Origin of the sequence: Nitrosomonas ureae, from assembly GCF_900206265.1 — a bacterium.
Classification (GTDB): domain Bacteria; phylum Pseudomonadota; class Gammaproteobacteria; order Burkholderiales; family Nitrosomonadaceae; genus Nitrosomonas; species Nitrosomonas ureae_C.
This window is the reverse complement of record NZ_LT907782.1, coordinates 963,619-977,194: the sequence shown is the minus strand read 5'-3', so window position 1 is coordinate 977,194 and position 13,576 is coordinate 963,619. Positions and strand designations below refer to the sequence as shown.

Here is a 13,576-nt window from a genome sequence, read left to right as displayed (position 1 = left end):
TTTATGGCTTATTATCCTCATCCTATTATTGCTCGCGAAGGCTGGTTGCATATCGCGATTGCATTTTCTGCTGCGTTTGGCGCAGTGTTCCTGGTTGGTTGGCTCTGGTCAATCCCCTTTTGGGTGATTGCTTTTTTCGTTTTGCAGTTTTTTCGCGATCCACCGAGGGAAGTGCCATCTAACCGTAATGCCATATTGGCGCCGGCGGATGGTAGAATTGTTGCAGTTGAGAAAACTCAGGATCCTTATTTGGAGCGGGAAGCTGTCAAAATCAGCGTATTTATGAATGTATTTAATGTGCATTCCAATCGCAGCCCTATTGATGGTGAAATACGTGATAAATGGTATTTCCCGGGTAAATTCGTAAATGCGGATTTACCCAAAGCATCATTGGAGAATGAGCGCAATGCATTATGGATTAAAGCTGATAATGGTGCCGATGTGACTTGTGTTCAGGTAGCTGGACTCATTGCGAAACGGATTCTTTGTCAAGTATCCCCGGGAGATCATATGACGCGTGGGCAACGTTTTGGGTTTATACGTTTTGGCTCGAGAGTGGATGTATATTTACCGGTGAATACTAAAATTAATGTCAACATAGGCGATAAAGTGTCAGCAACATTGACAATTCTGGCTGAGTTTCGAGAAGAATAAGTCAGAATGGTAAGTTAATAAGTGGATTCTTTTTACTTTCTAGTAGAATTTTATTGTCAAAGGCCCTTGTTATGTTGTTTCTCAACGGTGTATTTGAATCAATGATCCATTGCCGCTCTTATTACTATCTGCATTTTCTTTCATTAACTAATAATGCCCGATTCCATATCAGAACGCACTGTACTCAAGTCTAGATTGCGCAGGCGTGGTATTTATCTGTTACCGAATTTATTCACGACGGCCGCACTGTTTGCTGGATTTTATGCCATTGTGCAAGCAATGAATGGGAATTTTGAGTATTCGGCAATTGCTGTCTTTATTGCGATGGTTCTTGACGGACTCGATGGTCGAGTGGCGCGCCTTACTGGAACTCAAAGTGAGTTCGGTGCCGAATACGATAGTATGTCGGATATGGTTTCATTTGGTGTTGCGCCTGCATTGATAGTATATGAATGGGCCTTGAAAGAAATGGATCAGTGGGGTTGGATCGTTGCGTTTATATACTGTGCATGCGCAGCTTTACGGCTTGCGCGATTCAATACTAATATCGAAGTGGTTGATAAACGTTTCTTCCAGGGTTTGCCCAGTCCCGCTGCTGCTGCGCTGATAGCGGGGCTTGTTTGGGTGACGATTAATTTTCAGATACAAGGAAGTGATGTTAAATGGCTGGCAAGTATCGTTACACTGTTTGCTGCATTTACTATGGTAAGTAACATCCCGTATTATAGCGGGAAAGAGATAAATCTACGTCGAAGAGTCCCCTTCTTTACAGTATTATTATTGGTTTTGTTTTTCTTTGTATTGATACCTAGTCATCCACCTTTGGTTTTGTTTTTTTTATTTGCAGCATATGCGTTTTCGGGATATTTTATTAAATTATGGCGGTTTGGTCGAAGCAAAAGAAGTAGTGAAACAATTAATTCCTAAAGTTTGCCCCTTGCATTCGAAGGAAAAACTAATTATATTTCCCATCATGATGTCTGAAAAGAAAGATAAATATTTTTTCTCCCTGTCTGCAGTTTCAATAAAGGCACGTGCGTGTCTGTTGTTGCGCTTTGCGCGCTAAATTTTCTCTCCCTAATTTTCTTTCTTCCCTATAAAATTCGAGTAGCGAATTTTATCTTACTTTAAGGTTTCTTCTTCATGTGGAGAGCATAATGCAAGAGCATTTAATTATTTTTGACACAACGTTGCGTGATGGTGAGCAAAGTCCGGGTGCATCCATGACTAAGGAAGAAAAGGTGCGTATTGCTTGGCAACTGGAGCGCATGGGGGTGGATGTTATCGAGGCGGGCTTTCCGGCAGCATCAAATGGAGATTTTGAGGCTGTGAAGGCAGTTGCTGACTCAGTCAAGGATAGCATGGTGTGTGGGTTAGCGCGTGCGATTGAAACTGATATTCAGCGTGCGGGTGAAGCGTTAAAAGGCGCGCAATCAGCGCGTATTCATACTTTCATTGCTACATCGCCGGTTCATATGAAAAGAAAGTTGCGAATGTCACCTGATCAGGTAATAACACAAGCCGTTAAGGCAGTGAATTGGGCGCGTCAATACACTGATAATATTGAGTTTTCCCCAGAGGATGCGGGTCGATCAGAATTGGATTTTTTGTGCCGGGTACTTGAAGCTGTGATCGATGCGGGCGCAACCACGGTTAATATTCCTGATACAGTTGGCTATACCATGCCGGATCAGTTCGGGACGCTTATTCGGAATTTACGTGAGCGCGTTCCGAATTCGGATAAGGCAATTTTCTCGGTTCATTGCCACAATGATTTAGGACTGGCTGTGGCTAATTCATTGACTGCAGTGATGAATGGCGCACGGCAAGTTGAATGTACCATCAATGGCTTGGGGGAAAGAGCGGGGAATGCTGCATTGGAAGAAATCGTGATGGCTGTTCGTACCCGACAGGATTATTTTCCTTGTGATACAAGAATTGATACAACACATATTGTTTCGGCAAGTAAACTGGTTTCGGGTATCACCGGCTTTCCAGTCCAACCCAATAAAGCGATAGTCGGTGCGAATGCTTTTGCACATGAGTCGGGTATTCATCAAGATGGCGTATTGAAACACCGCGAGACATATGAAATCATGCGTGCAGAAGATGTGGGTTGGGGTGCAAACAAATTATTGCTGGGAAAGCATTCGGGGCGTAATGCTTTTCGGAATCGCCTAATGGAACTTGGTATCGAGCTAGAATCCGAAGAGATGCTTAACAATACTTTCATGCGATTTAAGGAATTGGCCGATAAAAAACATGAGATATTCGATGAAGATCTTCATGCATTGGTATCGGATGAAGAGTTAGTATTGCATGAATGTTTCCGGCTAATCTCGTTGATTGTGCATAGCGAAACGGGTGAGATCCCTTATGCACGTGTGGTGATTTCGGATAACGGGAATGAGATGAGCGCTGATTCTGAAGGGAGTGGTCCCGTAGATGCCACTTTCCGTGCGATTGAAAAATTGCTTTTGAGCGAGGCGAAGCTGCAACTATATTCCGTGAACAATATCACCAGTGGTACTGATGCGCAAGGCGAAGTAACCGTACGATTACAAAAATCTGATCGTATTGTTAATGGGCATGGTGCGGATACAGATATTGTCGTGGCTTCTGCAAAAGCATATCTGAGCGCATTAAATAAGCTATGCAGTAAACTGGAACGGGCACATCCACAGGTGTAGTTACACTTAAGTTATTTATAAATTTATTGTCTTGATGCGATGAGAAATAAATTCAGCCTATTGATTTTAAAAATAGTTTTATTGCTAAGCTTTCAAGTGCAGGCATTTCAATTTAAAGATGCCACAGGTGAGCTTCATAACCTTGAGGATTATAAGGGACGCTGGGTATTGATTAATTTCTGGGCGACTTGGTGCGCTCCGTGTCTTAAAGAAATTCCTGACTTGATTTCTCTGTATCAAGATCGTAAAGATATTATGATTATTGGCGTTGCGATGGATTATAGTGATCCACAAGAAATTATGAGTTTTGTGCGTTCTCTATCAATCAACTATCCTATCGTATTAGGCGATCGTAAAATTGCTTCGCAATTAGATGAGATTTCATTATTGCCCAGCACGTATTTTTACGATCCTGATGGTAATCCAGCTGCACGGCAGCTAGGCATTATTTCACGTGAGAGTATCGAAAAATTTATTGAGTCAAAATCAATGGAAAAGAAATAATACTTACCCGTACTGACTTTGTAGGAGCTGTTTCTTATTGTTATTATTTTATTGATTATAAGCTTATCTCATTGTAATGATGCTTAGCGCCAGGTGGTTCGCCATTTATTGAATACAAGTTGTGGATAAAAAGCTTCCCCCAAGCTACCGTTATATCTTCCGAGCGCACGGAAATAATCCCCATTTTCCTTATCTAGGTAATGCCGAAGAATGGTGCATCCATAACGCAAATTCATGCGCAAGTGAAAGAGATTGTGATCCTGATGACCGATGACACCTACCCAGAATGGCATGATTTGCATATAGCCGCGCGCGCCTGCATGAGAAACGGCATATTTTTTAAAACCACTTTCAACTTGAATGACGCTTAGCACCAGTTGAGGATCCAGTCCTGCTCGCGTTGCTTCATAATAAACCGTTCTTAGAAAATCCTCTCGTTCGATTAGATCAGGTATGTATTTTTCTAAACGATGGCTCATGCTGATGAGCCAGGTAACATTATCTGCAATGGCTGCATACTCTATGTATGAGGCGGCCTGATCACTTGTTTCATGCAGAATGATTGTTTGTGTACTGGCGGCGAGCTGTTCATAACCCGGATTATTGGCATAAATGAGACTGGGAATGAGTAATAAAAGTATTGCGAAGGTTAATCTATGCATAGTTTGGTAAATATAAATGGAAAAATTTCATCAATAAAGATAGCTTCAGGAGAGCGATCTTTCCGGCCTTGATATTCAATAGTCGATTGTTTAAGCCCGCGTTCTCCAATCACTATCCGGTGTGGAATACCCATTAGCTCCATATCAGCAAACATGACGCCGGGACGTTCATCTCGATCGTCTAGAAGTACTTCTATGCGTGCATCCAAGAATTGTTGGTAAAGTTTTTCCACGATTTCTTTTACTTGAGGATTTTTCTGCAAGCCGATCGGAATTATTGCTAGCTGAAACGGAGCTATTGCAGCCGGAAAAATAATGCCATACTCATCGTGGTTTTGCTCGATGGCTGCAGCAACAATACGCGATACACCAATACCGTAACAACCCATTTCCATATATTGAGTGCATCCGGATTCATCTAAAAAAGTGGCTTTCATAATTTTAGAATACTTCGTGCGTAATTGAAAAATATGCCCTACTTCTATTCCTCGGCAAATTTCTAAAATGCCTTTCCCATCAGGAGATGCATCACCCGGAACTACATTTCTTATATCAAAAACATATTCCGGTAATTTGAGATCACGATCAAAATTGACATGCATCAAGTGAAAACCTTCTTCATTTGCGCCGCAAACAAAGTTGCTCATATTTATAACTGCTTGATCTGCAATCACGCAGGTATTTAACCCGACCGGACCAATATATCCGGGTACCGTGCCAGTTTCATCTAGAATATCTTCTTCATTTGCTAACTGAAATTCAGATAAAAAGGGTATTTTCCTTACTTTTAATTCGTTCAATTGATGATCGCCACGTAATAATAAGAAGAATATTTGATCATTAGTTTTTACAGCGAGTGTTTTTAAGGTTTTGTTCAATGGAATTTTCAAAAATTCTGCGACTTCAGTGCAAGTCTTTTTACCCGGGGTGGCAATTTTTTGCATGTTGCCATCGGGAATGCTGCGACTTTGAGGAGGTGTTGGTGAACTGGCCAATTCAATATTGGCCGCATAATCTGAATCAGGACAGAAGGCAATTGCATCCTCGCCGGAATCCGCTAAGACATGAAATTCATGTGAGCCGCTGCCCCCTATAGCACCCGTATCAGCTGAGACTGCGCGAAATTGCAATCCGATGCGAGTAAAAATACGGCTGTAGGTTTCATACATGAGTTGATAGGTCTGCATTAAACTATCTTCATTCGTATGAAATGAGTATGCATCTTTCATGACAAACTCGCGTGCGCGCATAACCCCAAAGCGGGGTCTGATTTCATCGCGAAATTTAGTTTGTATTTGATAGAAATTGAGCGGCAGCTGGCGATAACTTTTGATTTCCTTGCGTACAGTATCGGTAATGATTTCTTCGTGAGTGGGGCCAAAACAGAAATCATGTTTATGGCGATCTTTGATTTTTAGCATTTGCAGACCGAATACGTCCCATCTTCCAGTTTCTTGCCATAATTCTGCAGGTTGTATAGCGGGCATTAAAATCTCTACGGCGCCACTGCTATTCATTTCTTCACGTATAATGTTTTCGATTTTTCTTAATACTCTCAAACCCAGTGGCATCCATGTGTATAGCCCACTCCCAAGGCGTTTGATCAATCCGGCGCGCAACATAAGCTTGTGGCTGATCAGCTCTGCTTCCGCGGGTGCTTCTTTAAGTGTTGAAACAAAAAATTGTGAGACGCGCATGAGCTATTCCATTATGATAAGAAATAATGATTTTACCGTGAAATGCTTGTTGATAGTGTGCAGTAATCCCATGAGTTATGCGCTCGTGATTTGATTAGGTAATCAAGGTATATGAAAAGACATGAGTTTTTGTTTTTGGGTTATGAATACTTTCAATCTATCGTAAAGTATGAAAAAATCCATTTATTTGATGGGTCAAATGAACAGTTCATATGATTGACCGTAATGGATATCGTCCCAACGTTGGTATTATTCTCTTAAATTCAAGAAACGAAGTTTTTTGGGGTAAACGTATTAGACAGAATTCTTGGCAATTTCCACAAGGAGGCATTAAGTCTGGAGAAAGTCCAGAGCAAGCTATGTATCGAGAGCTGAGCGAAGAAATAGGATTGCGTCCGAATCATGTTGAAATTGTTGGACGTACACGTGATTGGCTGAGATATGAAGTGCCTGATCGATGGATTAGACGGGAATGGCGTGGCAATTATAAGGGGCAGAAGCAGATTTGGTATTTGCTGCGATTGGTTGGGCGTGATAGCGATGTTTCGTTACGTCAAAGCACCCATCCGGAATTTGATGCCTGGCGTTGGAATCAATATTGGGTTGAGTTAGACTCGGTTGTGGAATTTAAACGCAAAGTTTATAAACAAGCATTGACGGAGTTGTCGCGTCTGTTAAAAACAGATCCTTGTCAATGTGCTGATTATGATGTGGATACTTTGGCAGGGGTTGGCAGAGAGGCTTTGACTGATCAATTGGAAGTGAATGAATAAAAAAATCTAACATGAGTGTATCTTAGGATCATTCTTTTGTTGTAAATTTGAGAGAAATAGAAGTGGATGGTTTAGTTTTATCTTTTAATAAAATTTTCCATCTGTGAGCTTTTCATCAGGCGTAATCGGCTGCGCCATTACAGCCGCTTATTATTAAATTAGGGAGAGTACCGATGAAGATGCATATACTTGTTGCATCACTTATATCGATTGGCATGCTTGTCATTTCGGTTAATACCTCAGCCAATGAGCCTATCCAACCTATTAAACCTGCAAAAGTTGAAAATGCTGATATGGTTGAATTAGGGAAAATGTTATTTTTTGATCCGCGTTTATCTATGTCTGGATTTATTTCTTGCAACTCTTGCCATAATTTGAGCATGGGTGGAACAGATAATCTTCCGAGTTCTATCGGTCATAAATGGCATCAAGGACCAATTAATGCTCCAACTGTATTAAATTCTAGTATGAATTTGGCGCAATTTTGGGATGGGCGCGCTAAAGATTTAAAAGAGCAAGCCGGGGGGCCGATTGCAAATCCAGGAGAAATGGGTTCGACACATAAAATTGCCGTTGATGTAATACAATCGATTCCTCAATATCGTACCTATTTTGAGAAAGCGTTTGGCTCAGACCAAGTTGATATTGATCGAATAACCACCGCAATTGCAGCTTTTGAAGATACATTGGTTACTCCGGGATCTCGTTTTGATAAATGGCTGGAAGGAGATAAAAAGGCTTTAAATCAGCAAGAACTTGAAGGATATACGTTATTCAAAAGTAGTGGGTGCACTGGTTGTCATAATGGGAAAGCTGTAGGAGGTGCACTGTATCAGAAGTTTGGTGTTCATCATCCTTATGAAACAAAAAGTAAGGTGGAAGGTCGAAAAGCAGTTACTGGAAAAGATACTGATTTAAATGTCTTTAAAGTACCAACTTTGCGTAATATAGAATTAACTTATCCCTATTTTCATGATGGCGCCGTAACCACATTAGAAGATGCGGTAAGAATAATGGGTAAAGTACAATTGGATCGCGACTTCAACAAGAAAGAAATTGATAGTATTGTCGCCTTTTTGAAAACGCTAACGGGTGTGCAGCCTGAAATTAAATTACCCATTCTTCCACCATCAAATAATAATACCCCTAAGCCAGTACCATTCTAATTGTTGAAATCAAACAGAAGACTGCTGAAATTTTAGTGTGACTATTATAAGTGTAAAAAGTGGGTTCGGGCCGCTCGGATTATTCATAGTCTGGGCGGCCTGAATGTGGAATAAAAGTATTGGATTGGCAAATTAATTTGATATAACTTTTTTGCTGAATGCTGAATGCTGAATGCTGAATGCTGAACGAGTAAAATCTAATATAGATTTACATTTAAAAATAAAGTAGAGTTACCATTCCGATAACGAATAATTAAAATAGGGAATTACCTATGGGTAACAAGGGACAGTTACTACAAGATCCATTTCTAAATATATTACGGAAAGAACATATTCCAGTATCCATTTATTTAGTGAATGGTATTAAACTACAGGGACAAATTGATTCATTCGATCAATATGTAGTGTTGCTGAAAAACTCGGTTACGCAAATGGTATACAAACACGCAATTTCTACAGTAGTGCCTGCAAGAGCTGTTACTATTCCCGTTGAAACAGTGGAAACGCGCGATGTCTGATATGCCTATTGGGCATGAATAAATTAATAGCATCCGATACAGCAATTTTGGTGGGTGTCGATTTCGGCTGCGGTACTCATCAAGACAGTTTGTTAGAGTTGCAACTGTTAGCTTCCAGCGATAAGCTTGAGGTTGTTGCAATTGTGACGGGAAAGCGATCCCGCCCTGATTCCACAACATATATTGGAAGGGGTAAAGTTGAGGAAATCGTGCGAGTGATGCAGCAGACAGAGGCTGGGTTGGTTATATTTAATCATGATCTGTCCCCAGCACAGCAACGAAACCTATCTTTGCGTTTAAATTGTAATGTTATTGATCGCACGAATCTGATTCTTGACATTTTTGCCCGGCGAGCTCACAGTCATGAAGGAATGCTGCAAGTTGAATTGGCTCAGCTGGAATATCTTTTAACACGTCTTGTGCGCGGATGGACCCATCTTGAAAGACAGAAAGGCGGTATAGGTTTACGTGGACCTGGCGAGACTCAACTGGAAACGGATCGGAGATTAATTAAAAAGCGAGTAAAATTACTTAAGGAAAAACTTTCGGATCTGCAGTGTCAACGAAATGTTCAAAGACGATCTAGGCGAAGATCAAACTCACTCACGGTGTCTATTGTTGGTTATACTAATGCAGGTAAATCAACGTTCTTCAACAAATTAACCCGTGCACAATCGTATGCTGCTGATAAGCTATTTGCTACACTAGATACAACAACACGTAAATTATTCATTGAAGAAGGCAGTACTGTAGTTATCTCGGATACAGTGGGGTTTATCCGGGAATTGCCGCATACATTGATAGCTGCATTTCGTGCAACACTCGAAGAAACCGTGCAGGCTGATTTATTGCTTCATGTGATAGATGCTAGTAACTCCAATAGTGACGAGCAAATTAAAGAAGTTAATAAAATATTAAAAGAAATTGGCGCTGATGTTATTCCACAGATCTTGATTTTCAACAAAATTGACTTAATCGACGCAACCTTACGCAGTGCAGGTTGCGTACGTGATGAATATGGTAGAATATCACGCATTCGTTTAAGCGCAGAAACAGGCGAGGGAGTTGAGTTTGTAAGGCAGGCGTTGACAGAAACAATCTTAGAAAACTCCAAAAAACTGAATAAAGAATCAATGGAAATAAATAATGGGCTTCGAGATTGTGCTTCTGTACAAGATTTTTTTTGAACGAACAAACAGGAATGATTATGGGATTAAATGATCCACAATGGGGAAAAAATAAAGGCGATTCTGGTCCACCAGATTTAGATGACGTGTTGCGGAATTTCAATAAAAAAATCAATGACATGTTTGGGCAAAAAAAAAGCGGAGGTGGTGATGATGGGCCGCGTACTCAAGGATCTAAGCCGCAGAGTAGTGGAAGCATTATACTAATCCTTGGTTTGTTGGTTGTGGTGTGGTTAGGTAGTGGCTTTTATATTGTCGATGAGGGCCATAGAGGTGTGGTATTGCGATTTGGTCAATATGTCGATACATCATCAGCAGGATTACGTTGGCACTTTCCCTATCCGGTTGAGAGAGTGGAAGTTGTGAATGTCAGTCAGGTCCGGACAGTTGAAATTGGCTACCGGAACAATGTAAGAAGCAAGGTGCTACGCGAAGCATTAATGTTAACAGACGATGAAAACATTATCGATATTCAGTTTGCAGTACAGTATATATTGAATGATCCAGAGGATTTTCTATTCAACAATAGAAACCCCGATGAAGCTGTACTTCAAGCAGCTGAGACTGCAATCAGGCAAGTCATAGGTAAAAGTAAAATGGATTTTGTTCTTTATGAAGGACGCGAACAAGTGGCAGCCAATGCAACACAGCTGATGCAAAAAATACTTGATCGATATGAAATTGGTATTTTGATTAGCAGAGTGACGATGCAGAATGCACAGCCGCCTGAACAAGTCCAAGCTGCATTTGATGATGCAGTAAAAGCAGGTCAAGATAGAGAGCGGCAGAAAAATGAGGGGCAGGCGTATGCAAATGATGTCATACCAAGAGCAGCCGGTAATGCGGCTCGACTAATTCAAGAATCTGAAGGGTATAAGCAGCGTGTTATTGTAAGCGCTGAGGGTGATGCCAGTCGTTTTGAACAGATTCTTACTGAATATAGTAAAGCACCAAACGTTACACGCGAGCGTTTATATTTGGATATGATGCAGCAAGTGCTTTCTAATACGAGTAAAATTGTTGTTGATCAGAAGAACGGTAATAATCTTCTGTATTTGCCGCTCGATAAACTCATTAATATAAGCGGATCAACTTCGGTTTCACCGGCCCCTACATCACCTGCAGTACAGGAAACAACACCTGATAGCAGTTTACGAGCACGAGAATCTTTTCGTAGTCGCGAACGGGAGATAAGATAAATGAAAAGTTTTACATCAGTATTCTCAGGCATCATTATTGCAATTTTCTTTCTGGGCAGTTCGGCAATTTATATTGTTGATGAGCGTCAGCAGGCAATTTTATTTCAACTTGGGGAAGTGATCGATGTTAAAACCGATCCAGGTTTATATTTTAAAATTCCAATTGCACAAAATGTACGTTTTTTTGAGAAGCGTATTCTGACAATGGACACTGAAGAGCCGGAACGATTTATTACTTCTGAGAAAAAGAACGTTTTAGTAGATTTGTTTGTAAAATGGCGTATCGTGGATGTGAAACAATATTATATCAGCGTACGAGGAGATGAAGGATTAGCTCAAACACGGTTAGCTCAAACCATCAATGCAAGTTTGCGTGATGAATTTGGTAATCGTACGGTTCACGATGTGGTTTCGGGTGAGCGTGATGTAATTATGGAGATTATGCGTCAAAAAGCGGATAATGATGCTCGATCCATTGGAGTGGAAGTTGTTGATGTACGCCTAAAACGTGTGGATCTTCCACAAGAAGTGAGTGAATCGGTATATAGGCGTATGGAGGCAGAACGAAAACGAGTAGCAAATGAATTACGTTCAACCGGTGCTGCTGAATCGGAGAAAATTCGTGCTGACGCGGATAAACAAAGAGAAATTATATTAGCTGAGGCCTATCGGGAAGCCCAAAAAACAATGGGTGATGGTGATAGCCAGGCTGCTGCAATCTATGCAGCTGCATTTCAGAAAGATTCTGAATTTTATGCCTTCTGGCGTAGTATTGATGCTTATAAGCAGTCGTTCAAGAATAAGGGGGATATGATGGTTCTTGAGCCCACCTCCGATTTCTTTAAATATTTAAAAAATCCTGCAGTTAGTAAATAGTAATATATGCTCTTGTAGAATTAGTTAAGGCTCTGTTTTATTACAAATAGATACAATTTAGCGTCCTAATGTATTTTCACTGAGGCGTGCGTGGATTTAATAATGGTGGATGCTTATGCAGAAATTCTGAGAATAGAAGCTATTGTTTATTCTATTTTGTGGCAGAGCCTATCATTTTTTTATGCTTCTCATTGAAGATATTATGAATGCGTAATTAAGCAGGAGTTATCATACATGTGGGAAAATTTCTTAAATGCAGTTGCACTGGTGTTAATTCTAGAGGGAATGTTGCCATTTTTATCTCCGGATACTTGGAGAGAAGCATTCAGGAAGTTAATTGAGACCAATGATAATCAATTGCGTTTCATAGGATTAACTTCAATGTTGATCGGATTAATACTACTTGTCGTCATAACTTAAATCATTTTTCACTTCCCTCTGACGCTTTGTCAGTCTTAGCATGCATAATTGGTTGCTCCCAGAATATGTTGAAGATATATTGCCAGCAGAAGCATTGCATATTGAGGTAACGCGTCGGCAGATTCTTGATTTACTGCTGACGCATGGTTACCAGCAAGTTATACCACCTTTATTAGAATACGTAGAGTCATTACTGTCTGGTAGTGGCAGTGATATGAATCTGCAAACATTTAAGGTTATCGATCAGTTAAGTGGACGAATGATGGGATTGCGCGCTGATATGACACCTCAAGTGGCAAGAATTGATGCACATTTATTGAATTTTAACGGTATAACACGACTCTGCTATGTCAATAGTGTACTACATACGATTCCATCAGGAATAACACAAACCCGTGAACCCTTGCAAATTGGTGCTGAGCTATATGGTCACTCAGGATTGGAGAGTGATTTGGAAGTGCAACGTCTTATGCTGGAGTGCTTGTCGGTTTCTCATATAAATGAAATTCATCTGGATCTCGGTCATGTAGCTGTTTTTCGTGGACTAATAAAAGGTGCTGGAATATCACGAGAACTTGAGGCCGAATTATTTTCGGTTCTACAGGCAAAAGATATTTCAACGTTACAGGAATTGTGCTTAAAGCTGAAAAAAGGTATTCGTGAGGCATTGCTCTTATTACCTGAGCTTTATGGTGATAAAAAGATTCTGGTCGATGCGATGGCGCGACTGCCTGACTATCCAGTAATTAGAACTGCATTGAATGAACTTGGTATGGTTGAAAAAGAGCTGAAGCCAGTAGTGGGGAGCGTTGCATTCGATTTAGCTGATTTGCGGGGGTATCATTATCATACAGGAATGGTATTTGCTGCATATGCGAGAGGATGTTCAAGTGCTATTGCCCTCGGTGGACGCTACGATGAAATAGGGAAAACCTTTGGGCGGGCACGACCGGCAACTGGTTTTAGTATGGATTTAAGAGAATTATCCAGATTAGTAAAACCTAAAAAATATCCCAAAGGAATACGAGCGCCTTTTGAGAAGAAGGATAAGAGACTGGAAGGTATGATTCAGCAATTACGTAAAGCAGGACATATTGTAGTTATGGAATTGCCAGAACAAAAGGATGAATTTATAGTTTGTGACAGACAATTAGTGTTGCTTGATGGGAAATGGATAATTAAAGAGATTTAATTTCTTGGGTTTAAATCCACAGATTTTTTGAGAATAGG

14 protein-coding genes are annotated in these 13,576 nt (G+C 40.6%); 12 read left to right on the top strand and 2 right to left on the bottom strand.

Annotated features, from left to right (window positions below; translation table 11 throughout):
* Nucleotides 1–3 precede the first annotated feature (3 nt).
* From CPG39_RS04470 to CPG39_RS04455, 4 genes are all read left to right on the top strand, one after another.
* Nucleotides 4–654, top strand: a complete 651-nt coding sequence (locus CPG39_RS04470) for a phosphatidylserine decarboxylase (protein ID WP_096292240.1) — start codon at nt 4–6, stop codon at nt 652–654.
* Nucleotides 655–807: 153 nt separating this feature from the next.
* Entirely contained in the window at nt 808–1,581 is a 774-nt protein-coding gene (gene pssA, locus CPG39_RS04465; RefSeq protein WP_062559152.1) for a CDP-diacylglycerol--serine O-phosphatidyltransferase, read from the top strand.
* Between the two features lie 230 nt (nt 1,582–1,811).
* On the top strand, nt 1,812–3,344 hold the full coding sequence (locus CPG39_RS04460) for a 2-isopropylmalate synthase (protein ID WP_096292239.1): 1,533 nt from the start codon (nt 1,812–1,814) through the stop codon (nt 3,342–3,344).
* Nucleotides 3,345–3,383: 39 nt separating this feature from the next.
* Nucleotides 3,384–3,848 (top strand): TlpA family protein disulfide reductase, encoded by a 465-nt coding sequence (locus CPG39_RS04455; RefSeq protein WP_096292238.1) that lies wholly within the window; start codon nt 3,384–3,386, stop codon nt 3,846–3,848.
* A gap of 83 nt (nt 3,849–3,931) precedes the next feature.
* Here the strand turns inward: CPG39_RS04455 and CPG39_RS04450 are convergent, their stop codons facing one another.
* Both CPG39_RS04450 and CPG39_RS04445 read right to left on the bottom strand, forming a co-directional pair.
* Nucleotides 3,932–4,510, bottom strand: coding sequence for a lytic transglycosylase domain-containing protein (locus CPG39_RS04450; RefSeq protein ID WP_013648021.1), 579 nt, complete (start codon nt 4,508–4,510; stop codon nt 3,932–3,934).
* Complete coding sequence (locus CPG39_RS04445; protein ID WP_096292237.1) at nt 4,498–6,207, bottom strand: proline--tRNA ligase; 1,710 nt, start codon at nt 6,205–6,207, stop codon at nt 4,498–4,500. Before CPG39_RS04445 ends, CPG39_RS04450 begins: the two co-directional genes overlap by 13 nt.
* A 212-nt stretch (nt 6,208–6,419) precedes the next feature.
* Here CPG39_RS04445 and CPG39_RS04440 point away from each other — a divergent pair, with 212 nt between their 5' ends.
* From CPG39_RS04440 to CPG39_RS04405, 8 genes are all read left to right on the top strand, one after another.
* Entirely contained in the window at nt 6,420–6,980 is a 561-nt protein-coding gene (locus CPG39_RS04440) for an RNA pyrophosphohydrolase (protein ID WP_096292236.1), read from the top strand.
* 173 nt (nt 6,981–7,153) lie between these two features.
* Entirely contained in the window at nt 7,154–8,146 is a 993-nt protein-coding gene (locus tag CPG39_RS04435; protein WP_096292235.1) for a cytochrome-c peroxidase, read from the top strand.
* A 272-nt stretch (nt 8,147–8,418) separates the two neighbouring features.
* Nucleotides 8,419–8,664 (top strand): RNA chaperone Hfq, encoded by a 246-nt coding sequence (hfq, locus tag CPG39_RS04430; RefSeq protein WP_013648017.1) that lies wholly within the window; start codon nt 8,419–8,421, stop codon nt 8,662–8,664.
* 14 nt (nt 8,665–8,678) lie between these two features.
* Entirely contained in the window at nt 8,679–9,851 is a 1,173-nt protein-coding gene (gene hflX / locus CPG39_RS04425) for a GTPase HflX (protein WP_096292234.1), read from the top strand.
* Nucleotides 9,852–9,871: 20 nt separating this feature from the next.
* On the top strand, nt 9,872–11,050 hold the full coding sequence (gene hflK, locus CPG39_RS04420; RefSeq protein WP_013648015.1) for an FtsH protease activity modulator HflK: 1,179 nt from the start codon (nt 9,872–9,874) through the stop codon (nt 11,048–11,050).
* Nucleotides 11,051–11,926 (top strand): protease modulator HflC, encoded by an 876-nt coding sequence (gene hflC, locus CPG39_RS04415; RefSeq protein WP_013648014.1) that lies wholly within the window; start codon nt 11,051–11,053, stop codon nt 11,924–11,926.
* Nucleotides 11,927–12,160: 234 nt separating this feature from the next.
* Nucleotides 12,161–12,346 carry a DUF2065 domain-containing protein gene (locus tag CPG39_RS04410; RefSeq protein WP_096292233.1) on the top strand — a complete coding sequence of 62 codons (186 nt, stop codon included), beginning with the start codon at nt 12,161–12,163 and terminating at the stop codon, nt 12,344–12,346.
* A 40-nt stretch (nt 12,347–12,386) separates the two neighbouring features.
* Entirely contained in the window at nt 12,387–13,538 is a 1,152-nt protein-coding gene (locus CPG39_RS04405) for an ATP phosphoribosyltransferase regulatory subunit (protein WP_096292232.1), read from the top strand.
* Nucleotides 13,539–13,576 lie beyond the last annotated feature (38 nt).